The 23,106-nt window shown below is 58.0% G+C and carries 23 protein-coding genes; 13 read left to right on the top strand and 10 right to left on the bottom strand.

The window, feature by feature from the left end; all coding sequences use genetic code 11:
* The first annotated feature begins 3 nt into the window (after positions 1 to 3).
* Positions 4 to 1,017 carry an alpha-L-glutamate ligase-like protein gene (locus tag DT594_RS14090; protein WP_149333270.1) on the top strand — a complete coding sequence of 338 codons (1,014 nt, stop codon included), beginning with the start codon at positions 4 to 6 and terminating at the stop codon, positions 1,015 to 1,017.
* Positions 1,014 to 2,363 (top strand): aminodeoxychorismate synthase component I, encoded by a 1,350-nt coding sequence (pabB, locus tag DT594_RS14085; RefSeq protein WP_149333269.1) that lies wholly within the window; start codon positions 1,014 to 1,016, stop codon positions 2,361 to 2,363. Before DT594_RS14090 ends, pabB begins: the two co-directional genes overlap by 4 nt.
* Positions 2,364 to 2,478: 115 nt before the next feature.
* Here the strand turns inward: pabB and thrH are convergent, their stop codons facing one another.
* Positions 2,479 to 3,096: a bifunctional phosphoserine phosphatase/homoserine phosphotransferase ThrH gene (gene thrH, locus DT594_RS14080; protein ID WP_149333268.1), complete on the bottom strand. Its 618-nt coding sequence runs from the start codon at positions 3,094 to 3,096 to the stop codon at positions 2,479 to 2,481.
* A gap of 197 nt (positions 3,097 to 3,293) precedes the next feature.
* Between thrH and DT594_RS14075 the strand changes: the two genes are divergently transcribed.
* A complete protein-coding gene (locus tag DT594_RS14075; RefSeq protein ID WP_149333267.1) occupies positions 3,294 to 4,028 on the top strand; it encodes a phosphoadenylyl-sulfate reductase in 735 nt (244 codons plus the stop codon).
* Between the two features lie 100 nt (positions 4,029 to 4,128).
* On the opposite strand, the gene cysB is transcribed toward DT594_RS14075, so the two are convergent.
* The 3 genes from cysB to DT594_RS14060 form a co-directional block, all read right to left on the bottom strand.
* On the bottom strand, positions 4,129 to 5,103 hold the full coding sequence (gene cysB / locus DT594_RS14070) for an HTH-type transcriptional regulator CysB (RefSeq protein ID WP_096344758.1): 975 nt from the start codon (positions 5,101 to 5,103) through the stop codon (positions 4,129 to 4,131).
* A gap of 148 nt (positions 5,104 to 5,251) precedes the next feature.
* Complete coding sequence (locus DT594_RS14065) at positions 5,252 to 6,163, bottom strand: 5'-nucleotidase (RefSeq protein WP_149333266.1); 912 nt, start codon at positions 6,161 to 6,163, stop codon at positions 5,252 to 5,254.
* Positions 6,164 to 6,173: 10 nt separating this feature from the next.
* Entirely contained in the window at positions 6,174 to 7,130 is a 957-nt protein-coding gene (locus tag DT594_RS14060; protein ID WP_149333265.1) for a putative 2-dehydropantoate 2-reductase, read from the bottom strand.
* 242 nt (positions 7,131 to 7,372) lie between these two features.
* On the opposite strand from DT594_RS14060, the gene DT594_RS14055 reads away from it, so the two are divergent.
* Complete coding sequence (locus tag DT594_RS14055; RefSeq protein ID WP_149333264.1) at positions 7,373 to 8,449, top strand: 3-deoxy-7-phosphoheptulonate synthase; 1,077 nt, start codon at positions 7,373 to 7,375, stop codon at positions 8,447 to 8,449.
* A gap of 60 nt (positions 8,450 to 8,509) precedes the next feature.
* On the opposite strand, the gene DT594_RS14050 is transcribed toward DT594_RS14055, so the two are convergent.
* Together DT594_RS14050 and DT594_RS14045 are read right to left on the bottom strand one after the other, a co-directional pair.
* Positions 8,510 to 8,794 carry a GNAT family N-acetyltransferase gene (locus tag DT594_RS14050; RefSeq protein ID WP_096344851.1) on the bottom strand — a complete coding sequence of 95 codons (285 nt, stop codon included), beginning with the start codon at positions 8,792 to 8,794 and terminating at the stop codon, positions 8,510 to 8,512.
* Positions 8,795 to 8,907: 113 nt separating this feature from the next.
* Positions 8,908 to 10,308 (bottom strand): GntP family permease, encoded by a 1,401-nt coding sequence (locus DT594_RS14045; RefSeq protein ID WP_149333263.1) that lies wholly within the window; start codon positions 10,306 to 10,308, stop codon positions 8,908 to 8,910.
* A 205-nt stretch (positions 10,309 to 10,513) separates the two neighbouring features.
* On the opposite strand from DT594_RS14045, the gene DT594_RS14040 reads away from it, so the two are divergent.
* Positions 10,514 to 10,774 (top strand): Lpp/OprI family alanine-zipper lipoprotein, encoded by a 261-nt coding sequence (locus tag DT594_RS14040; RefSeq protein WP_149333262.1) that lies wholly within the window; start codon positions 10,514 to 10,516, stop codon positions 10,772 to 10,774.
* 59 nt (positions 10,775 to 10,833) lie between these two features.
* Here the strand turns inward: DT594_RS14040 and DT594_RS14035 are convergent, their stop codons facing one another.
* Genes DT594_RS14035 through DT594_RS14025 form a run of 3 tightly spaced genes read right to left on the bottom strand, consistent with a single transcriptional unit; the run spans position 10,834 to position 12,713 of the window.
* Positions 10,834 to 11,748, bottom strand: a complete 915-nt coding sequence (locus tag DT594_RS14035) for a L,D-transpeptidase family protein (RefSeq protein WP_149333261.1) — start codon at positions 11,746 to 11,748, stop codon at positions 10,834 to 10,836.
* 1 nt (position 11,749) lies between these two features.
* Positions 11,750 to 12,100 carry a hypothetical protein gene (locus DT594_RS14030; protein ID WP_149333260.1) on the bottom strand — a complete coding sequence of 117 codons (351 nt, stop codon included), beginning with the start codon at positions 12,098 to 12,100 and terminating at the stop codon, positions 11,750 to 11,752.
* 28 nt (positions 12,101 to 12,128) lie between these two features.
* Positions 12,129 to 12,713 carry an arylesterase gene (locus DT594_RS14025; protein WP_149333362.1) on the bottom strand — a complete coding sequence of 195 codons (585 nt, stop codon included), beginning with the start codon at positions 12,711 to 12,713 and terminating at the stop codon, positions 12,129 to 12,131.
* A gap of 50 nt (positions 12,714 to 12,763) precedes the next feature.
* Between DT594_RS14025 and DT594_RS14020 the strand changes: the two genes are divergently transcribed.
* From DT594_RS14020 to DT594_RS14000, 5 genes are all read left to right on the top strand, one after another.
* Positions 12,764 to 13,447 (top strand): ABC transporter ATP-binding protein, encoded by a 684-nt coding sequence (locus DT594_RS14020; protein WP_149333259.1) that lies wholly within the window; start codon positions 12,764 to 12,766, stop codon positions 13,445 to 13,447.
* Positions 13,440 to 15,941: an ABC transporter permease gene (locus tag DT594_RS14015; RefSeq protein WP_149333258.1), complete on the top strand. Its 2,502-nt coding sequence runs from the start codon at positions 13,440 to 13,442 to the stop codon at positions 15,939 to 15,941. Before DT594_RS14020 ends, DT594_RS14015 begins: the two co-directional genes overlap by 8 nt.
* A gap of 2 nt (positions 15,942 to 15,943) precedes the next feature.
* A complete protein-coding gene (gene greB, locus DT594_RS14010) occupies positions 15,944 to 16,453 on the top strand; it encodes a transcription elongation factor GreB (RefSeq protein ID WP_149333257.1) in 510 nt (169 codons plus the stop codon).
* Positions 16,454 to 16,601: 148 nt separating this feature from the next.
* The gene (locus tag DT594_RS14005) at positions 16,602 to 17,765 is read left to right on the top strand and encodes a GGDEF domain-containing protein (RefSeq protein ID WP_178091531.1); all 1,164 of its coding nucleotides are present in this window, start codon (positions 16,602 to 16,604) and stop codon (positions 17,763 to 17,765) included.
* Between the two features lie 86 nt (positions 17,766 to 17,851).
* Complete coding sequence (locus tag DT594_RS14000) at positions 17,852 to 18,235, top strand: YajD family HNH nuclease (RefSeq protein WP_149333255.1); 384 nt, start codon at positions 17,852 to 17,854, stop codon at positions 18,233 to 18,235.
* A 10-nt stretch (positions 18,236 to 18,245) separates the two neighbouring features.
* Here DT594_RS14000 and DT594_RS13995 read toward each other — a convergent pair whose 3' ends face one another.
* Positions 18,246 to 19,178: a glutathione S-transferase family protein gene (locus DT594_RS13995; RefSeq protein ID WP_149333254.1), complete on the bottom strand. Its 933-nt coding sequence runs from the start codon at positions 19,176 to 19,178 to the stop codon at positions 18,246 to 18,248.
* A gap of 142 nt (positions 19,179 to 19,320) precedes the next feature.
* Between DT594_RS13995 and DT594_RS13990 the strand changes: the two genes are divergently transcribed.
* Genes DT594_RS13990 through DT594_RS13980 form a run of 3 tightly spaced genes read left to right on the top strand, consistent with a single transcriptional unit; the run spans position 19,321 to position 23,026 of the window.
* Positions 19,321 to 21,033 (top strand): DEAD/DEAH box helicase, encoded by a 1,713-nt coding sequence (locus DT594_RS13990; RefSeq protein WP_149333253.1) that lies wholly within the window; start codon positions 19,321 to 19,323, stop codon positions 21,031 to 21,033.
* 11 nt (positions 21,034 to 21,044) lie between these two features.
* Positions 21,045 to 21,857, top strand: coding sequence for a TatD family hydrolase (locus tag DT594_RS13985; RefSeq protein ID WP_149333252.1), 813 nt, complete (start codon positions 21,045 to 21,047; stop codon positions 21,855 to 21,857).
* Between the two features lie 44 nt (positions 21,858 to 21,901).
* On the top strand, positions 21,902 to 23,026 hold the full coding sequence (locus DT594_RS13980) for a cache domain-containing protein (protein WP_149333251.1): 1,125 nt from the start codon (positions 21,902 to 21,904) through the stop codon (positions 23,024 to 23,026).
* Positions 23,027 to 23,106: the final 80 nt, after the last annotated feature.

Raw genomic sequence — 23,106 nt, 5'->3', positions numbered from 1 at the left:
ACCATGTTTTTGTGGAAAACCTGGAAAACCTTGAGCGACGCCGGGGTCATGGGCATCAACCGCCGGAATGCCGACTATGTACTCAAGTACAACAAGCGGAATCTGTATCCGATAGTTGATGACAAGATTCTGACCAAGGAACGCGCGATTGCGGTTGGCATCGACGTGCCGGAGCTCTACGGCGTGATTGAAACCGAGAAGGACATCGACCTGTTCGATGCGATCGTCGAAAAGCACCGTGATTTCGTTATCAAGCCAGCCCAGGGGGCTGGTGGTGACGGCATCATCGTTATCGCTGACCGCTTTGAAGGCATGTTCAAGACCGTGTCCGGCAAGATCATCAGCCGCGACGAAATCGGCCATCATATTTCCAGCATTCTGTCCGGCCTGTACTCACTTGGTGGGCATCGCGACCGGGTACTGATCGAATATCGCGTCAGTCCCGATCCCTTGTTCAAGAGCATCAGTTACGAAGGTGTGCCGGATATCCGTATCATCCTGCTGATGGGTTATCCGGTGATGGGCATGGTGCGCCTGCCCACCCGGCAATCCGGCGGCAAGGCCAACCTGCACCAGGGCGCCATTGGCGTCGGCGTCGATCTGGCCACCGGTCAGACCCTCAAAGGCACCTGGCTGAACAAGAAGATCGCCAAGCACCCTGACACCACCAACCAGGTCGATGGCGTGCAGCTGCCCGACTGGGACGGCTTTATGAATCTGGCAGCGTCCTGCTATGAACTATCCGGACTGGGTTACATCGGTGTGGACCTGGTGCTGGATGAGGAAAAGGGCCCGCTGATTCTGGAACTCAACGCCCGCCCCGGCCTGAACATCCAGATCGCCAATGATGCCGGTCTGACTGCGCGCTGCCATATGGTCGAGCGCCATCTCGCGGCGCTGAAAAAAACCGGACGTACTGAGTCAGTGGCGGATCGGGTGGCCTACGCCCAGAAGCATTTCGGTCAGCCGGTCTCACGCACCGAAAAGCCAGCCGAGGAGCCCGGCACCGCAGCATGAGCACACCGGAGGCCGAGCACTATCGGCTTGTCGAGCTTCCGTATCAGGCGGATCCGCTCCCGCGCCTGCGGCTTGTGCGCGACCTGGGTCATAGCGTACTGCTCGATTCCGCTGCCGGTATCGAGCGCTTTGCACGCTACAGCATCCTCGCCGCCGGCCCCCAAACGCTGATCGAACCACTCGCCAATGAAACCGGCCTGCAGACACTCACTCGTCTGCGTGATGCACTATCGCATTTCCCTGCCGCCCGCTGGCCGGACCAGATCAGCCTGCCCTTTGGCGCTGGCGCGCTGGGCTACCTCAGTTACGATTTCGGCCGTCTGCTGGAAACGCTGCCGGCATTGGCAGATGCGGACGTTCGCTTGCCCAGTCTGAAGATGGGGATCTACCTGTGGAGCATCGTCAACGACCGCAGTCGCCGTCAAAGCTGGCTGGTCTGCCATCCGGCCTTGCCCGAGGCCGAGCAGCAAGCGCTACTGACCCGCCTGCAGGAACAGCCCAGCGCTCCCCGCCCCTTTGCGCTGACAGCGCCTTTTCAACCAGAACAGACGCGCGCCGATTATCAGGCGTCATTCGAACGGGTCCAGAATTACATTCATGCTGGCGACTGTTACCAGATCAATCTTTCCCAGCGGTTCAGCGCCGGCTGCAGCGGTGACCCACTGAGCGCTTATCAGCGCTTGCGCAAAGCCTGCCCCGTACCCTTTGCTGCCTATATTGAAAGCGACGACTACAGCTTGTTGTGTCTATCCCCAGAGCGCTTCCTCAGCGTGTCCCAGGGTGAAGTTGAAACCCGTCCGATCAAAGGTACGCGGGCCCGCGGCGCCACCGCGCAGCAGGACGCCCACCTGGCGGCGGACCTGCAAACCAGCCTCAAAGACCGAGCAGAGAACCTGATGATCGTCGACCTGCTGCGCAACGATCTCAGCCGGTCCTGCGCAGCAGGCAGCGTCAAGGTGCCGGAACTATTCAAGCTGGAAAGCTACCCGAATGTGCATCACCTGGTGAGCAGCGTAACCGGCAGATTGGCCGAGGGCCGTGATGCGCTGGATCTACTGGCAGGCGCCTTTCCCGGCGGCTCCATTACTGGGGCACCAAAAATTCGCGCGATGCAGATCATTGAGGAGCTCGAGCCTGTGCGCCGCAGCCTCTACTGCGGCAGTATTGGCTATATCGGTTGCGAGGGTCAGATGGACTTGAACATCGCCATACGCAGCCTGGTGCACCAGGACGAGCGAATGTACTGCTGGGGTGGCGGCGGTATCGTGGCCGACTCGGAAGGCGAGTCGGAATACCAGGAAACCCTGGCCAAGGTGCGGGTGTTGATGGACGCCCTGGCGGGCTGAGCTGCAAGCTTAATCAGTTCGGCGTTACGTCGCCCCTGGTTCACCCTTTTATTCCAGCATGACCAGGAACCTTCGCCACTGCCACTGCTTTTAACTTGCAGCTTGCCGCTCCGATTTAAAGGCTGAGCGGTCGATTCGACGCCTTGATAAATTCCTGCTTCAGTTCCGTGAACGTATGCACCGCCGGGAATTGCGGGAATTCGGCGATAACATTGTCCGGTGCATGAAACAGGATTCCAGCGTGTGCTTCAGACAACATGGTGGTGTCATTGTAGGAGTCGCCCGCCGCGATCACGCGATAGTACAAGCTCTTGAACGCCAGCACCGACTGACGCTTGGGGTCTTTCTGGCGCAGTTGGTAGTCCACGACTCTGTCGGTTTCGTCGGTAATCAGACGATGGCAAAGCAGCGTCGGGAAGCCCAATTGGCGCATCAGTGGTTGCGAGAACTCATAGAAGGTATCGGACAGAATAACGACCTGGAAGCGTTCACGCAGCCAGTCAACAAATTCTGCTGCGCCGTCCAGCGGACTCAAGGTAGCGATCACCTCTTGAATATCGCCCAGCTTCAGGCCGTGCTCGTCCAGAATCCGCAAGCGCTGCTTCATCAGCACATCGTAATCAGGAATATCCCGGGTGGTGGCCTTGAGTTCGGCGATACCGGTTTTCTCAGCAAAGGCGATCCAGATTTCCGGGACCAGAACCCCTTCAAGATCAAGGCAGGCGATTTCCACAGGTGACTCCTGATAGGCAATTTGAATTGGCGCACAATCTACCGGTTGGGCTGCCACGACGCAATGGCTGCGCCGGCGTCATACCGATAAAGCATAAAAGTATAACTAAATAAAAGAGGATGGACTAAGACGCCTTTGCTAGACTCTCCGCGATACGGCAGCCTGCATAGACGGGCGCCCCTGATCCGGAGAAACCCATGGCTCTTGACGTTTTTGATGTTCCTAAACTGGCCGAAGAATATGCCGGCAAATCGCCGCAGCAGATCCTCAAATTGGCCTTGGACCAGTATGACGACCTCTGGTTATCCTTCAGCGGCGCGGATGACATCGTGGTGCTGGATATGGCCTGGAAGATCAACCCGCAGATCAAGGTATTCACACTCGACACTGGCCGCCTGCACCCTGAAACCTATCAGTTTCTGGAGAAGGTCAGGAAGCACTACGGCATTCAGCTGGAAATACTCTCCCCCGACCAGCAGGCCTTGGAAGCTTACGTAAAAGAAAAAGGTCTGTTCGACTTCTATGAAAGCGGCCATGGCGAGTGCTGCGGTGTGCGCAAGATTGCACCGCTAAGGCGCAAGCTTGCCGGCGTGGACGCCTGGATCACCGGGCAGCGCAAGGATCAAAGCCCCGGCACCCGCAGCCACGTACCCGTGATCGAAGTAGATGGCGGATTCAGCGGTCCCGGCCGTGAACTGATCAAGTTCAACCCCCTGGCGAACTACACCAGCGAGGACGTGTGGAATTATATTCGCATGCTCGAGATCCCTTACAACAGCCTGCATGAACGCGGCTTTGTCAGCATCGGTTGCGAGCCGTGCACCCGCCCAATACTTCCTAACCAGCATGAGCGCGAGGGTCGCTGGTGGTGGGAGGAAGCAACGCAGAAAGAATGCGGATTGCACGCCGGCAATCTGATTGCCAAGGGCTAAAGTAGCTGCAAGCGTCAAGCGGCAGAAAACCCCAATTATGTGGACAAGCTGCTACAGCTTGTAGCTTGCTGCTTGAAGCTTGCCACTGACGCCAAAGGCGTCAGTGCACCGGCAGGTCGACGCCCTCGAAGACTTCGTCCAGCTCAGCCTTGGTATGACACTGCAAGGCTTTTTCTACTCTGTCGCGGTTCAGGTGTGGAGCAAACTCCTGCATGAAATCGTACATGAATCCCCGCATAAAGGTCCCGCGACGGAAACCTATCTTGGTGATACTGGCTTCAAACAGATGTCCGGCATCAATCATCACCAGATCAGAATCAAGCACCGGATCAATCGCCATCTTGGCGACGATACCGACCCCCAGCCCCAGGCGCACGTAGGTCTTGATTACGTCGGCATCCGCCGCAGTAAACACCACCTTCGGCGACAGCCCGCGGTTACTGAAGGCCTCATCCAGCTTCGAGCGACCGGTAAAACCGAACACATAAGTAACCAATGGATGCTCGGCCAGAGCTTCCAGGGACAAATCCTTTACCTGCGTCAACGGGTGGCCCTTGGGCACGATCACGCAGCGGTTCCAACGGTAACAAGGCATCATCACCAGATCCGCAAACAGCTCCAGCGCCTCGGTGGCAATGGCAAAGTCGGCAGTGCCGTCGACCGTCATCTCGCAAATCTGGATGGGCGTGCCCTGGTGCATGTGCAGCGACACGTCCGGGTAGCGTTGAATAAACTTGCTGATAATCGGGGGCAAAGCATAGCGTGCCTGGGTATGAGTGGTCGCCAGCGTGAGATTGCCCTTGCGTTCATTGCTGAATTCCTGAGCGATCTGTTTGATGCTATCGACCTTGCGCAAAATCTCGCCAGCCGTCTGGATAATGCGTTCGCCAGCGGGGGTAATACGCGTGAGATGCTTGCCGCTACGGGAGAAGACTTCGACGCCCAGTTCATCCTCAAGCAAACGTATCTGTTTGCTGATGCCGGGCTGTGAGGTGTACAGGCTCTGCGCTGTAGCGGAGACATTCAGATCATGGTGCGCCACTTCCCATATATAGCGGAGCTGCTGCAGTTTCATCAGTGACTTCCCCTGTAGTGTCGTACAACACCCATTCCCGGTGCTTTATAACCATATTAGCGTATATACCAATCAGGTTAGACCATAAAAATCGGGAATGACTGCAACAGGAGTGAAATATTCCGACAACTGGTTAAACCGGCGCAGCTCAGGGTTTGAGCAGCCTGTTACTGATGCCATGCGGCACATGGCCGGTAGGGACCACGCCCACCGCACTGCGACAGTGGCCTTCCTGGTCATCGAAGAACAGATCGGCGCCAAAAGCGCGGAGAAACTCTGACTTGTCCATGCCACCCAAAAATAATGATTCATCCAGGCGGATGTCCCACTCACGCAGCGTGCGTATCACCCTTTCATGCGCCGGTGCACTGCGTGCGGTAAAAAGCGCCGTGCGAATCGGGCACTCGCCCGCAGCGAATTCGGTCTGGATCCGGTTCAACGCCGCGAGAAACGCCTTGAAGGGCCCGCCGCCCAAGGGATCACGAGCCGAGGCCAGTTCGCTGGCCTGAAAAGCCTCAAGACCGTCACGCTGGAACACCTGCTCGGATTCGTCAGAGAACAGCACCGCATCGCCATCAAAGGCGATGCGCAGTTCATCACGCATTTCCCTTGGCTGGTTAGACGGCAGAATGGTCGCTGCGGCGAAGCCGGCTTCGAGGGTACTGCGCACATCCTCGGCGTGGGTCGACAAAAACAGCTGCGTGCCAAATGCGGGGATATACTGAAACGGACTGCGACCGCCAGCAAAAGCCGCGCGGGTGATGCCCAGGCCGTAATGCTGAATCGAATTGAACACCCGCAGCCCGGTATCAGCGCTGTTACGCGACAGCAGGACTACCTCCACGCGACTGTCGCCTTCCAGCATACTATTGATACGCAGCAGCTTCTGCACCAGCCCAAAAGCCTCGCCCGGCTCCAGCGGCGTATCCTCGCGGGCAATCTGGTACTGCCGGTAGGCTTCCAGGCCTTCCTGCTCGTAAACCTGATGACTATCATCCAGATCAAACAGTGCTCTGGAGGAAATCGCTACGACCAGTTTATCGCCAAGCCTGACCGGCATGATGCGTCCTTTACTCGGGTTGCAGATAGCTGTCTTGAATGAATTCCAGCATGTTCAACAATGCCTCGGTTTTCGGCATGCTGCAACCGGCCTGGGCCGCCAGCTTTAGCGCTTCGCGATAGAGGCTGTCGAGTTCCATGGGGCGCTTGTGCAGCCAGTCGTGGTACATGCTCGGATAGTAATCGGGCATATGCCGGGTGACCTTGAGCAGTTTGGCCGCGTAGTCTTCCGGCATCTCGTGACCACAGGCCTTGGCAGCCGCGACCACTTCACTCATCAGATCACCGATCAATTGCCGGCTCGCGGCGCTCTTGAGCAGCGACTCGGTACCCGCGTCGAGGAGAACCGAAACGCCGTTGAAGGAAGCGTTCCACACCAGCTTTTGCCAGCGCGCAGCATCGATATTGCCCATTTCCCGCGCCTCGATTCCGGAGCTGCGGAACAGCTCGGCTGCAGCGGAGATGATCTGCGCGGCGTCATCCCCAGATGCCGGACCCGAGTGATAGCCCAGATCTACCAGCCCGTTGGCCTGATGCTTCACCTGGCCAGGACCCTCGCGGTAAAGACACACGTAGCAGAGCCCGCCGATCAGGTGGATATGATCAGGCAGCAGCGGCCGCAGGTAGGTTTCGTTGTTCAAGCCATTCTGAAACAGCACCACCTTGGCGTTCTCTGCAGCGGCAGCGGCGATGATCGGCGCCAGATCCGCATTCCCCGTGGCCTTGGTGCCCACCAGCAGCCAGTCGCAAGGTGGCATCTTGGCCACATCGTCGTACGCCTGCACCGGGTTGAGGGTCATGCTGCCATGCACCATGCTATCCACCGTGATGCCATTCTTGACCACAGCGTCATATTCGCTGCGCAGCAAAAAATGCACGTCGTGGCCGGCTTCCGCCAGCATCAGCCCATAGAAGCCACCGATCGCCCCGGTACCAATAATGCCAACCCGCGGTTTTGTCTGCTGCATGAGAACCCCTCTTTTACATGTCTGAATCAACTAATTGCGCTCATGGTAATCGCGCGGGACCCAGGGAGACAGTCAGCCATGCGACAAAGCTGGAAACATTCGGCTTTTTTCCTGGCAATTGAGCAGCTTAATCGCACCGATACGACATACCGGGGTAGCCGTGCTGACGTTCCTTGATTAAGCTGTGCACAACTAATTAAAGGTAGCCGATTGACTGCCTAACTGACCTGCCGGGATAGATGATGGCCGACTTACCTATTGATGATCTGAACGTTGCCTCCAATGAGGTACTGATAACCCCTGCCCAGCTCAAGGCTAAGATACCCATGAGCGCGGCGTCCGAAGCTACGGTGGTACAAAGCCGGCAAGTGATTCGTGACATTCTCGATGGCAAGGATCACCGCCTGTTTATCGTGATCGGCCCTTGCTCGATTCATGATCTGGAAGCCGCCAAGGACTACGCCGCGCGCCTGAAGAAGCTGGCCGAGGAAGTGGGCGACACTCTGTATCTGGTCATGCGCGTGTATTTCGAGAAGCCGCGTACCACCGTTGGCTGGAAAGGCTTGATCAACGATCCCTACCTGGACGACTCGTTCAAGGTAGAAGATGGCCTGCATATTGGTCGGCAACTGCTCAGCGATTTGACTGCAATGGGCCTGCCCACCGCCACCGAAGCGCTGGACCCGATTTCGCCGCAGTATTTGCAGGATCTGATTTCCTGGTCAGCGATCGGCGCACGCACGACCGAATCCCAGACTCACCGCGAAATGTCCTCCGGCTTGTCCTCCGCAGTGGGTTTCAAAAACGGCACCGATGGCAGCCTGACCGTTGCGATCAATGCCCTGCAGTCGGTCTCCAGCCCCCACCGCTTCCTGGGCATCAACCAGGACGGCCAGGTGTCCATCGTGACCACCAAAGGCAATCAGTACGGCCATGTGGTACTGCGCGGTGGCAACGGCAAGCCCAACTATGATTCGGTCAGCGTTTCACTGTGTGAAAAGGACCTGGAAAAAGCCGGCATCGCACCCAACATCATGGTCGATTGCAGCCACGCCAATTCGAACAAGGATCCCGGCCTGCAGCCGCTGGTGATGGACAATGTCGCCAACCAGATCCTGGAAGGTAACAACTCGATCATAGGACTGATGGTGGAAAGCCATATCGGTTGGGGCAATCAGTCTATCCCCAAAGATTTGTCACAGCTGCAGTACGGCGTGTCGGTAACCGATGCCTGTATCGACTGGGACACCACGGTCACCAGCATCCGCAGCATGCACGCCAAATTGCGGGATGTGTTGCCGAAACGTCAGCGCGGCTGATTGGCACGCTTATAAAAAAACCCGCCATTCGGCGGGTTTTTTATGGGTTGAATACCAATTCTAGTGCTGACGCTGCCGCAGCTTTTCCTGGCGGAGCATATAACGCTCCACATAGGAACAGGACGGGATAACGGTGTAGCCCCGCTCTTCGGCAAACTGCAGCGCATGGGCTGTCAGCTGGGCAGCCAAGCCCTTGCCACGCAAAGCGTTGGGCACATAGGTTCGGTAGATATCCAGGGTCTTCTTGCCAAGATCCATATAAGCCAGGTAAGCCCTTGCACCGTCAATGGCAACATAGAACTGCTTGTCTTCAGTATCGTGCTGAATCGGTGCGTTCAGATCCATGCCAATCTCCCCACCAGCAATCGCCTTGCAGAACCTTTCTCGTGAAAAAGTACTGCTCAATTAACGTTGACATGCGACCTGGAAAATAATTCCCGAGGTCGCGAATTATATTCTCAGCCAACCGGATTGACGCCGATCCCCAGCGCCATCAACAGCGCGATGGAAGCCAGGCAGGCAATTACCGGAATGGCGACCGTGACCATGAACATGTCCTTATAGGCTTCCTTGTGGGTCAAACCCATGATCATGAAGGTCGCAATGACCGCCCCGCAGTGTGGCAGAGAATCCAGACCACCGGAGGCGATAGCGGCAATACGGTGGAGAATTTCCGGTTCGATACCCATTTCCAGGTAGCTAGGTGCGAGCGTCTGCATAAAGATCTGCAACCCGCCCGAAGACGAGCCAACAATCGCGGACACCACACTGGCAGAGGCAAACACCGAAATAAGCGGTGGTAGATCCGCGTTAAGCATCCACTGGGCAAACTGACTGAACCCCGCCGTTTGTGTAACCACGCCGCCAAAACCGATAACCGCAGCCGTGTTGATCAGCGGCATGATCGAGTCTTCCGCACCCTGGCCGAAAACCTCAACAATCTTGCGGCGCATGCTTGGGAACAACACCACGCAGGTCAGCGAGCCGAGGATCAATGCCATGCTCGGCCAGATGATCGGTTGCGCCTGACTGAAGGCCAGCAGTGATGCAAGCCCACTGTCGCTCTGTGACCAATCACCCAGACCAATCACCAGCCGCGGCAGCATGATCACGCCGAGTACCACGACCATGGGGATCAGTGCCAGCTTCCAGGAGGGGACATCGTTCGGGTCGCCAGCCAACTGTTCCATGCGACGGTCCTGCGCGTTTTCGCTGAAACCCTCGCCATTGGCCCTGGCCAGCCGCCAGCCACGCTCCACGTACCACATACCCAGGCCCGCCATGATGACCGCGGCAAACAGACCAATCCAACCACCGGCGAACAAGTCGGTGCCCAATGAGCTGGCCGAAATCACGTTGTGAATAGACGGAGTGCCGGGCATCGCGGTCATGGTAAAGGTACCCGCACCCACCGAGGTCGCAGCAGCCCAGAGTCGCTTGGGTAGATTCGCTTCACGCATCAAGGTGATGCCCAGCGGGTACATGGTGAACACCACGACAAACACCACCACACCGCCGTAGGTCAGCAAGGCACAAACGATCATGCCCACCAACAAAGTGTGTTTGACGCCCAAACCGCGGGTAATGGCCAAGGCAATAGCCTTGGCGGCCTGGCTGGTTGCCATGGCCTTACCGAAAATGGCGCCGCAGAGGAACAGCAGGAAGAAGCGTCCGGCGAAACTGAATGCGCCTAATGAACCGGATGGATAGTACTCAAGTAACGTCCGCGGAATCAGCAAACCGTTGGTCAGCGCCACTACCAACGAACAAAGAAGCGAAGCGACAAAAATATTGATGCCGCGCATGGCCATATAGATCAGCAGCGCCAGCCCCACCAACAGTCCCAGATTCCCCAGCATTGAGCTTATTCCTTATATTTATTGATATTACTCGCATCACAATACCTCAGCAGCGAGACAATACAATATGCATCAGAGCCGCTCGATATGCTGAATACCCGATGATTTATGATCCTCATCAATTCCACTACGGTGATCAGCTGCTAAACTCTTTTCGCCAGCTTATTGGGATGCTTGGCATGTACTGGATAAAAAGGGGATTCACATGAAACAGATTCTGAACGTCTCAGCCGTTGCGTTGGCAGCCGTGCTGGTTGCTGGCTGCAGCAGTCATACCCAGTTTCAAGAAGAAACTACCAGCAGGCTCTCGGCAGCAGAAACCTCGGCAGCCCGCGCGCAAGCGCGCGCTGATGAAGCTTATCGCAAGGCCGAAGAAGCAATGGCCGCCGCCATGCGCGCACAACAAAGCGCTGATGAGGCCAACGAGCGCGCCATGCGCATGCTCGACAAGGCAAGCCGCAAGTAAAGGTTACTGTCAGATACTGCTTGCCTGCTGATGATGCCGACCCGCCAGGGCCGGCATCTTCACCCCTCACCCACCCGCCCTATGACGGTAGGCAGACCGTTTTCTTCAAAAGCCGCATCCCTGATTTTCTTCCAGTCCAGGTGCAGGTCAACAAGGTGTGGCGTCTGTTCGGCCAGCAGTTGCTGGATAGCCGCTTGACGATCTATGGTCGAAGGCAAACCGTGCTCGTCCAGCGGGGTGTGGACCTCCAGCAACAGCTGTCCGTCACGCAGGGCAAGCTTGTAAGGCTGGTTGATGATACGTACCGGCGTACCCGCAGGAATTTGTGGAAACAGTGCACTGATATCCTCGTTGCGCATGCGGAAACAGCCGTGACTCACGCGCATTCCAATGCCGAACTGCTTGTTGGTACCGTGAATCACGTAGGCGCCCATCGCCAGATTCATCTTGAACGGGCCCATCGGATTGTCCGGCCCTGGCGGTACCACCTCGGGTAGAAAATCCCCCTCGGCAGCATGTTCGTCGCGGATCGATTGCGGAGGATACCAGGACGGATTCGCCTGCTTGCGCGCCACCTGCGTCTCACCCAGCGGCGAGGACCACCCCTCGCGACCGATACCCACGGGATAAGTAATCACCCGATCACCTTCAGGGGGGTAATAGTACAACCGGTATTCAGGCAGGTTGATGACGATGCCCTTGCGCGGGGCTTCCGGCAGAATGTGCTCACCGGGTAACATGACCCGCGCGCCCTCACCTGGCAGCCACGGATCCACCCCGGGGTTGGCTGCGAGCATTTCCAGGTAACCATAGCCATATTCTTCACCCAGATCGTCAAGGGTGTCTTCATAGGCCGCGTGGATAGCGAAGGTTTCGCCAACGATCTGCTGCTCGGGCAGCAACAGGGGGTACTCGTTAGCCGCCAGGGCTGGCGTGATCAGCAGTAAGCTTGATAACACTCTACGTAAGCTCATCTCAGTGCCGACCCTGCGCATAGAGTTCTATCTGTTGCACGGCGGTCAACGCTTCAGCGGCTTCAGGTCGCTTGCGTGCGGTAGATGCTGAGGGTCCGTTGCTGCCACCGCGCTTGTGTGAGCGCGCTTGATCCAGACATTGCGGGCAGAGCGCGGGCATAGCTGCGCGGAGCAGCTCCCGATAAACCGGTCGCGCAGGCAACAAGTCACCGCACAGAGTCCGTTCTACCGGGTTATCCAGACGCAAGTTGATGTCTACCATATGCACATGCCAGGGATCTGCAACAAACAGGTCCTGCTGCTCGTCCTGTTCGACCACGCACCACCGCCTGGCCAGCCACGCTACACTCACGCGTTATTTCTCCAGAAAATCGACTGCTTCAGCGCTGAAGCCAGGTCTCGATATAGGGCCAAACGTTATCCAGGATCAGTGGCTGGCCTTCAGCGGTTGGATGAATTCCATCTGACTGCATGAGACTCTGATCAGCTTCTCCGGCAATGCCGTCCAGCACAAAGGGCAAGAGCGCTACATCGTATTTTTCGCTGATGTCGGCAAAGACCTGCTCAAACGCCTGGGTATACCGCACGCCGTAGTTGGGTGGAATCCGCATACCCAATAAAAGCACCTCAGCACCAGCCTCCTGCGACTGTTCTACCATCGCCGAAAGATTCTGTTGCATATTGGTTGGCGGCATCCCGCGTAGGCCATCATTACCACCTAATTCTATCACTACCAGGTCGGGATTATGTTGCTCCAGCAGGCGTGGCAAGCGGGCCAGCCCCCCTGCAGTGGTGTCGCCACTGACGGATGCATTCATCACCTCAATGTCGGCCCCTTCCTCCTCCAGACGCTCCTCCAGCAGGGCCGTCCAGCCCTGATCGATTTCCAGACCGAAAGCGGCACTGATACTATCGCCAACAATCAGTATTCCCTGCGCGCTGGCGGGCAACACCGGCACCATCATCAGCAAGCACAACAAAGCAATTCTCTTTACTTCTCTCAAGGGCAGATTCCATGTCAGACAGCGTGATCGTTGCCAGCCACCTTAGCAAAGTCGTCCGCAGCTCGGAAGCGGACCTGACCATTCTCGACAATGTCAGCCTGCAAATCGAACGCAGCAGCAGCGTAGCCATTGTCGGCGCTTCCGGCTCGGGCAAATCCACGCTGCTCAGTTTGCTCGCTGGCCTGGACCTGCCCAGCAGCGGCGAGGTTCACCTCGCCGGCAAGGCGCTCAGCCAGTTGGATGAAGACCAGCGTGCTGCTCTGCGCGCCGAGCATGTCGGCTTTGTGTTCCAGTCCTTTCAATTGCTCGACAGCCTGACTGCACTGGAGAACGTCATGTTGCCGCTGGAGTTGCACGGCCGCAGAGACGCGCGTTTGCGTGCCGAGGAGCTACTCGGCCGCGTTGGCCTGGCCGCACGGGTAACGCACTACCCGCGCCAGCTCTCGGGTGGCGAGCAACAGCGCGTCGCCATTGCCAGAGCGTTTGCCAGCGAGCCGGATATTCTTTTTGCCGACGAGCCTACCGGCAACCTCGATGCCGTGACGGGCCAGCGCATTACCGAACTGCTATTCGAGTTGAACCGTGAACAGGGCACTACCCTGGTTCTGGTCACGCATGATCAGCGGCTGGCCGAACGCTGCCAGAACGCCTTGCAGCTTGATGCGGGCCGTCTGCTGGAGCCCGTCGATGCGTAACAGCACCCTGCCCCTGGCAGCCCGGCTGCTGACTCGCGAATGGCGCGCTGGGGAACTGCGAGTACTGGTCATGGCACTGATTATCGCCGTGCTAGTAAGCACCGCGATCAGCTTTTTTACCGACCGACTGCAACGCGGCATGGTTAGCCGGGCCGCCGAGTTTCTCGGCGCAGACATGGTCATCTCCTCACGCTCGGCATTACCTCCCGAGTTCCTGACGCAGGCAACCGAAAGGGGGCTGAATTCCGTCGAAGTGGTCGAGTTCTCCAGCATGATGTCCGGCGCTGACGACATGCAGCTATCCAGCGTCAAGGCGGTGTCGGAGGGCTATCCATTACGCGGTGAAGTGCGCATCGCTAGCGAATTGTTTGGCGAGGAACAGCCTGCCGACGGCGTGCCGCCGCCTGGCCAGCTATGGATCGAACCGCGTCTGGCGTCCTACCTTGAGCTGAATGCGGGATCGCGTCTGGACGTCGGCGTCAGCAATCTGGAAGTCGGCGCGCTACTGACCCATGAACCTGATCGGGCAGGTGATTTTTACAGCCTCACGCCGCGCGTGCTAATGAACATGGCCGATCTGCAGGCAACCAACGTAGTTCAGCCCGGTAGCCGGGTGCGCTACAGCCTGCTGCTCAGCGGCGACGAGAATGTGCTGCAAAGCTATGCCCAATGGCTGGAGCCCCAGCTGCAAGACAACCAGCGGCTGACCACGGTAGCCGATGACAATCAGCAGATTGGCGGCGCGCTGGATCGTGCCGGGCAGTTCCTGGGCCTCGCCAGTATCGCTGCTGTGGTACTGGCCGGTGTCGCCGTGGCGTTGTCCGCGAGTCGATTCGCCACCCGACATTTTGACACCAGTGCGTTGCTGCGCTGCCTGGGCGCGAGCCGGCGCAAGGTGATGTGGATTTTCATTATTCAGTTGGCCTGTCTGGGTCTGATCGCCACACTGATCGGCTTGGTGCTGGGCTGGTTGATGCAATGGGGGCTGGTACACCTGCTACGCGACCTGCTGCCGCCCAACCTGCCTGACGTCGGGCTAAAGCCACTGCTCGTAGGCGCGGCTACTGGTCTGATCGCGCTGGCTGGCTTTGCCTTGCCACCGCTGCTGCGGCTGGGCCAGGTTGCCCCGTTACGGGTGCTGCGCCGCGACCTGGCGCCGCTGCCCAGCAGTGGCTGGCTGATTTACGGGCTGGCACTCGGCAGCCTGAGCCTGCTGATGTGGCAGTTTACCGGCAACCTGCGCATTACCCTTGCGGTGGTCTTCGGCGGCGCGCTGGCTGCACTGCTGCTCGGCTTGCTTGCCTTGGCACTGCTGCGCCTGACCGGCAGCAGGCTGCGCAATGCCAGCCTGGCGTGGCGCCTAGGCAGTGGCCAGTTATTGAAACAACCCGCGGCGGCAGCCGGGCAGATTCTGGCCTTCGGCCTGATTTTGATGTCGATGGTCGTGGTATTGATCATGCGTACCGAGTTGCTCGACACCTGGCAAGATCAGCTTCCGGCAGATACCCCCAATCACTTTGCACTGAATATTCTGCCCACCGAAGCCGATGCGTTTGCGGCTGCACTGGAGCGCATTGGCGCCGCGGCGGCCCCGCTCTATCCGGTGACCCCAGGCCGCCTGAACGAAATCAACAATCAACCTGTGCGCGACATCGTCACCAAGGACAGTCAAGGTGAGCGGGCTATCAGTCGCGACCTGAGCCTGACGTCATCCGCCGAAATGGCATCTGACAACGCCCTCAGCGCTGGCCAGTGGTGGCCGGCTGATCTGGCCGCCGATGCCGCCCTGGTGTCGGTGGAAGCGGAGCTGGCCGAGAGTCTGGGCCTGGAGCTGGATGACCTGCTGACCTTTGTGATTGGCGGGCAGATTGTTGAGGCGCGCGTCAGCAGTTTTCGCGAAGTGAATTGGGATAACTTTACCCCCAATTTCTATATGATCTTTTCGCCCGGCACGTTGGACAACATGCCTACCACCATCCTTACCAGCTTCAGTCTGCCGGTCGAGCAACGGGACGCGTTACGCGAGCTGACACGGGAATTTCCGGCGATGACATTGCTCGAGGTGGAAGCGATCCTCGCGCAGATACGTGACATTCTCGCTCAGGTGACCCTCGCGGTGGAGTACGTATTGGCCTTCGTGCTACTGGCCGGCTTTACCGTCCTGTTTGCAGCGCTGCAATCCACGCTCGACAATCGTCTGTATGAAGGCGCCCTGCTGCGCACTCTCGGCGCTCGCCGCCCGCTGCTGCGTCAGGCCAACCTGATGGAGTTCGCATTGCTTGGCGCGCTCGCCGGGGTTATGGCGATCGTCGCGGCCGAGCTGATCACCCTGTTGCTGTACCGCTTTGCGCTGAATCTGGAATGGAGCCCGCACTATCTGCTGTGGCTAGTGGTTCCACTGAGCGGTGCCCTGCTGATCGGCTGTGCTGGCGCACTGGGCACACGTGCCGTGGTGCGTGAAAGCCCGATGCGCCTGATCAACCGGGGCGCCTGAGCATGAGCCGCTACCGCCCACCGCGCAGCGCTGGCACCCCCTTGATCACCGCCGAGGGTGCGCAACGCCTGCGCGATGAGCTGCATGAGCTTTGGCAAGTACGACGGCCTGCGGTGACCCAGGCGGTCAGCGAAGCCGCCGCGCTCGGCGACCGCTCGGAGAACGCCGAGTATATCTACGGCAAAAAAATGCTACGCGAGATAGACAGCCGGGTTCGCTTTTTGCGCAAACGCCTGGAGAACCTTAAGGTCATTACCCAGCAACCATCGGACTGTTCAAAGGTGTTTTTCAGCGCCTGGGTTGAACTGGAGGATGATGAGGGGCAAGCGCTGCATCTGCGTATAGTCGGGCCCGACGAAATAGATACCCAGCTCCGCCACATCAGCATCGATAGCCCCATGGCGCGCGCGCTGCTGGGCAAATCCCTGGATGACGAAATCAGTCTGCAAGCCCCCGCCGGGGAAAAACATTACTGGATCACCGCCATCAACTATACTGGCCCAGTGACATAACTTTTCTACCAGATTAGAGTCAGATCACAGAAATTCGTTTTGTTCCTGACTCGCTCTGGCTTTGCAGTCAAATGCCGCTAATATCGGCTGGCACTCTTTCGGGCAATCCCGATTGCGTGACTCTGAAAATAATAATAACGGTATGCCCATGGATACGACTTCGCTCCCCGACACAGAGCAACCTCAGTCACGCACCGTCAGCAAGGACCGCGACACCATCAGCCTGGAGCAACGCCTGCGCAAGCGGCGCCTGGGCATGTCTTTCGCGTCGTACACCGTCACCTTCACCGTGGTGTTGTTCTTCTGCTATCAGCAAATGATCCCGCTTAGAGTAGCTGGGCATTTCGCGCTGTTCAGCCTGGTTGTAAACGCCGGACTCTGGCTGCTGATACACAGCAATATCAATCTGCGCTTCAGGGACCCAAGCATGACTGCCCTGCAGATGATCATCTGCCAATGGCCGGCTCTGTGGGTGATGTTTTTCCTCGAAGCGGGCCAAGCCCGAGCGATCTTCCTGCTGATTACCATAGTGCCGGCGCTCTACGGCATCCTTGCCTTGAACGTACGAAATTTCATTCTGGTCAGCATCGGCTTTCTGATTCAGTACAGCGCGCTGCACCTCGCCCTGTGGCTATATCGCCCACAGGTGATGAACACCGAGCTGGAGCTGATTCAGAGTTTCGCCTTTGTGCTGGTACTGGCCGAGGTGGCGCTGATTGGCGGTTTTATCAGCGGGTTGCGCGGCAAGTTGCGGCTGCGCAACCGCGAGCTGAAAAATGCGATGGGCCGTATACAGGAGCTGGTCAATATCGATGAGCTCACCGGCATCTATAATCGCCGGCGCATTTTTCAGGTGCTGAATGAAGAATCCAACCGCTACCGACGTGCTCCAGGCGCGTTCAGTGTGGGCATTCTCGACGTGGACTTCTTCAAGCAGATCAACGATACCCATGGCCATCAGGCCGGGGACAAGATTCTGCGACAACTGGCCAGCAGCGTGACTGCCGATCTACGCGTAATCGACAGTTTTGGTCGCTATGGTGGTGAGGAGTTTCTGCTAATCCTGCCGCAAACCACACTGGCTGGCGCCGAGATCAAAGCCGAGCGCATCCGTTCGAGCATTGAAACGCTGCGCTTTGATGATCTGCCGGCGGACATCAGCATTACCGTTTCCATCGGCCTGGCAGAATTTCAGGCGGGAGAGACTACCGACGACACCCTGGCCAGGGCTGACAAGGCGCTGTATCAAGCCAAGGAAAGCGGGCGCAATCGCGTCATCAGTGCGGTAAACAGCCAGACTGACGAAGCCTGAATGAAATAGACTATTCTGAGTTTAGCCGCCCGTGAGATTGCGGGTCCGCTTCGTCCACCCGAGTCAGTCATGCCCAGGATGCCCTTATGAGTAGCAGCGAAAAATCCGCGAGCACCAACAAGTTGGACAAGATTCTCGCCGAGGCCCAACAGCGGCGTGAAACCGGCTACCGGGAAAAGGCGCTGAAGATGTATCCCTGGGTCTGTGGGCGCTGTGCCCGGGAGTTCAGTGGCAAACGCGTCAGCGAGCTGACCGTGCATCACCGCGACCACAATCACGACAATAATCCCGAGGACGGTTCGAACTGGGAGCTACTCTGCCTGTATTGTCACGATAACGAACACGCCCGCTATACCGACCAACAGTATTTCGGCGAGAGCTCTACCGCTACGCCAAAAACCACCCGAGCCACACACAAAGCTCTGGGCAGTCTTGCCGAGCTGCTCGCCAGCCGCAAGGCCGACAGCTAGGCCGTTCGGATCAACCCCGGCCGTGTGGCAAATTCAAATCCAGACCGTCGCCTAGCGGCACGATACGCGTCGGATTAATGGTCTCGTGGCTGTAGTAGTAATGCTGTTTGATATGCTCGAAATCGACCGTCTCGGCAACGCCCGGCCATTGGTAGAGCTCACGCAGGTAGCCAGCCATATGCGGGTAGTCTTCAATCCGCCGGATATTGCACTTGAAATGGCCGTGATACACCGGGTCAAAGCGCACCAGCGTGGTAAACAGCCGCCAATCGGCTTCGGTTATCTGCTCGCCTGCCAGATAACGCCGCTCCGCCAATAAGCCTTCCACCCAGTCCAACGCTTCGAACAGCGTCCGGCAGGCTTTCTCATAGGCTTTCTGGGTGGTGGCAAAACCGCTCTTGTATACGCCGTTGTTAATCTCGTCGTAGACGCGCGTGTTGATCCGATCGATTTCCTCACGCAAGGCTTCTGGATAGAAGTCCTGGGTGTCACCTGTCAGGTCATTGAAGGCCCTGTTGAACAGGCGGATGATCTCGGCCGATTCATTATTGACGATGGTTTCTTCCTGCTTGTCCCAGAGCACCGGAACGGTAACGCGGCCGGTGTAATCGGATTTGGCGTGGGTATACAGCTGATGGTGGCGGGTATAACCGTACAAGGGCTCAGGGGGGTTGTAGGTCCAGCCTTCCTCAAGCATATGCGGCTCGACTACGGAGACATCGATATGCGACTCCAACCCCTTGAGCTTGCGCATGATCAGCGTCCGGTGCGCCCAGGGGCACGCCAGCGACACGTACAGGTGATAACGGCCCGATTCAGGCGCAAAGCGCCCGCCCTTTTCTACTGCACCGCGAAATCCGGCGTCCTCACGCACGAACTCACCATCGGTGCTTTTGGTGTCGTACCACTCATCATGCCAGGTCCCGTTTACCAGCCTGCCCATAGCGCGTACTCCTTAACTGAAAGTGTCGATAGCCTGACAGCATGCGCCCTGCCCTGGCCAGTGATTGAAAAACCTTGCGGCAATTTTCCTCAAATGCGCGTATACTATTCGATCTATTTATCCCCCAAGGTTCACTCCAAGTATGTCCGATACCGCTCCGGCGGCACCGCAGTTCGCCGATTTAGGCCTGCCTGCACCGCTTCTCGAGGCTCTGACCAGCCTCGGATATGAAACACCCTCCGCGATTCAAGCCGAGGCAATCCCTACCCTTCTGGCCGGTGACGACCTGCTTGGCTTGGCTCAGACGGGTACCGGCAAAACAGCCGCATTCGCCCTGCCCGTGCTTGCTGGCATTGACGTCAGCATCCGCGCCACTCAGGCCCTGATTCTGACTCCCACCCGCGAGCTGGCATTGCAGGTGGCTGAAGCCTTCCAGCGTTACGCTCAGAACATGCGCGGTTTTTCCGTGCTGGCTCTGTACGGCGGCTCGGCTTTTGCCCCGCAGTTCAAGGCATTGGAACGCGGCGCCCACGTGGTCGTAGCGACCCCTGGCCGCCTGACTGACCATATGCGTCGTGGCAGCATCAAGTTTGAAAACATGCGTTTTCTGGTGCTTGATGAAGCCGACGAAATGCTCAAGATGGGCTTTGCCGACGACCTGGATGCGGTATTCGAAAAAGTACCGACGAACACCCAGAAAGCTCTGTTCTCCGCGACCATGCCTGCCGGCGTGCGTACCGTGGCCCGCAAGCATATGCGCGAGCCCAAGGAAATCCGCCTGCACAGCGGCGTGAGCAGCAGCCTGGATACCATTACCCAGATCGTTTGGGAGGTGTCCAACCACCACAAACTCGATGCCATGACCCGTCTGCTCGAAGTCGAGCCGGTCGAGGCGATGATCGTTTTTGTACGCACCAAGACTGCCAGCATGGAAATTGCCGAGCGTCTGGAAGCCCGTGGTTTTGCTGCAGCAGCCCTGAATGGCGATCTCAGCCAACAGTTGCGTGAACAGGTGGTTGACCGCCTCAAGCGTGGCCTGCTGGATATCGTCGTCGCGACGGATGTGGCCGCGCGTGGTCTGGACGTGGAACGTATTTCCCACGTACTCAACTACGACGTGCCGCACGATAGCGAATCCTACGTTCACCGTATCGGCCGTACTGGCCGTGCCGGTCGCTCCGGCACCGCGATCCTGTTCGCCACGCCGCGTGAGCGTCGCTTGCTGCACCAGCTGGAAAAAGCCACCGGCCAGAAAATTCTGACCCAGGCACTGCCCAGTGCGGATGCCGTACGTAGCGGTCGTTTGACCAAGCTGGCAACCAAGATCAACACCGCACGGGAAAATACTGGCGCGTTGCATGAAAAACTCGCCAGTGACCTGTTGGAGCTTACCAACCTGACACCGGAAGAGCTGGCGGCCACGTTGCTGGCGATCATGCCCAGTGCCAAGACGCTGGTCGACCCGGTCAAGGACTTGCCTTCCGCGCCTGCAGCTAACAGCGCTCGCGACGGTTTCGCCGAACGCGACAGCGGCTTGGTACGTTACAAGGTCAAGGGTGGCCGCTCCAATGGGCTGATGCCCAAGCCGCTGGTCGATGCACTGTGCCGCTTTGGCGGCCTGCAACGCCAACAGATTGGTCATATCAAGATGTTCACCGAGCATACTGGCGTGTATCTTCCCGAGCTCAACGAGGCAACTATTGCCAAGCTGACCAGCGTGGAAATCAATGGCGTTGCCCTGCAGATCCGTGCCTGGCCCTTGCCACCTGGTGAAGTCGAGCGCCCTGCCCGACCCAAGCCGCGCAAGGAATTCCCAAGCAAGCCGCGCGCTGCCAAACCACGCCCGGCTAGCTGATAGCCGCAGGCATGGAATGGATTGATATTGGCGTCAACCTGACTGACACGACCTTCGATCATGATCGACAGGCCGTGTTGGACAGGGCTTGGCAAGCCGATATAAGCCAGATGATACTGACCGCCACTTCGCTGGCGACCAGCCATCAGGTGCAACAACTCTGCAACGATCTTCCCTCAAGGTTGTTTTGTACAGCCGGTGTGCATCCGCATCAAGCCCGCGACTGGACCGACGAATTGGCCGGCGAAATACGTCGACTGGCGCAAGCTGACTGCATGAAAGCGATTGGCGAGTGCGGCCTGGATTACAATCGTGATTTTTCTCCACGGCCTCAACAGGTCAAGGCATTGGAGCAGCAGCTGCAACTAGCTGTAGAGCTGCGACTACCGGTGTTCCTGCATGAGCGCGACGCCAGCACGGTATTGGCTGAGATACTCAAGGATTACCGCGATCATTTGCCGGCAGCTGTAGTGCACTGCTTTACCGGCGAAAAGCCTGCACTGCACGCCTATCTGGACCTGGATCTGCACATCGGCATCACTGGCTGGATCTGTGACGAACGACGTGGCACGCATCTGCAACAGTTGGTCGCCAGCATCCCTGCCGGGCGTCTGATGCTGGAAACGGACGCTCCCTGGCTGTTACCGCGCACACTGCGACCCAAGCCAAAAAAGGGCCGCAACGAACCGGCTTTTCTTCTCGAAGTAGCCGGCCTGGTGGCCAGTTGCCGTGGGGAGACACTAGAGCAACTTGCCGAGCATACTACCCAGTGCGCTCGTACTTTTTTCGACTTGCCCGCGAACAACAACCTGCAAACCAGCTAAAGTCCGCTACGCTGTGAGTAGCATTTCCTGGTCAGGTTGCCTAGATGGCTCGACATACCTCCTCTGCGTTGGTTCCCTCTGCCTGGGTGCTGTTGGCAATCAGCACACTGGTCGCCCTGACTCTCGGGGTTGGTCTGGCGATCTTTCACTACCAGCAGCAGAGCAAGGTCATTCTCAATACCGGCGAGACGCTCTTCCGCCATATCAGCCAGCAACTTGAAACAGAACTTCTGCGCCTTTATCAGCCACCGGCCCAGGCCCTCAATCTGTTGGCCCTGAGCGATCTTTCAAGCACAATTTCGCTGGAGCAGCGGCTGAACTATTTGCCCCAGCTGGCCCAGGTACTGGTAGACAATCCTCAGCTGAATTCGCTGTACCAGGGCTGGCCGACCGGCGACTATCTGATGCTCAGACCGTTGCGCACACCGAGCTTGCGCACGCGTTTCAACGCCCCCTCTGACGCGGTCTGGATGGTATGGCATATCCAGATGGATCCGGAAGCAAGCAAGGCGGTGCACTTGTTTTATGACCAGCAGCTGCAGGTACTAGAGCAACGCGAGCTGTTCAACGACGGTTACGATCCCCGCCAACGTCTGTGGTACAGCCAGGCGCGCGGTAGCGGCGCGCAGATCATCACCACGCCCTACATCTTCTTCTCCACCAGCGAATTCGGCACTACTCTGGCCCGGCCTACAACCAGCGGCAGCGTACTCGGCGCGGATCTCACGCTCGGCCAGCTTTCGCACACCCTGGCCAAACTGCAGCTGACCGCACATTCACAGCTGTTGCTCTATGATCCAGAGGGCACGGTCATCGCTTACCATGATGTCGCCCGCATTCTCAACGTAGCCCAGGGCACAGCGCTGCGTCTCAAAGGCTTCAATGAACTGGGCAGCACGCTGCTGGCCCGCCTGGCCGAAGACGGCTATAACCAAGAACGGCTGACGAGTATGGTACTGGAAGGCCAACGCTGGACCCTGTCACAGAGCCGCATAGACCTTGCCGGGCTACCGGAAACCTACCTGGCAATCCTGGTCCCCGAGCGCGAGCTATTGGCCGAGGCCTACCGCATACGCCGATACAGTGTATGGATCACCTTGATCGCCAGCCTGGTGCTTCTGCCTCTCGCCTGGTTATTTATTACGCGGTTAACGCGACGGCGCGTATGACTAAATGACCTGGGCCCCTTGGACTTCGTCTGCAATTGGGTGATGATGGCTAAGACTGCTTTTTTGAGCCTTGCCAGCGT

This window comes from Halopseudomonas laoshanensis, assembly GCF_008365385.1.
Classification (GTDB): Bacteria; Pseudomonadota; Gammaproteobacteria; order Pseudomonadales; family Pseudomonadaceae; genus Halopseudomonas; species Halopseudomonas laoshanensis.
Note: the sequence above shows the minus strand (reverse complement) of the source record. Positions and strands in the feature narration are given on the sequence as shown.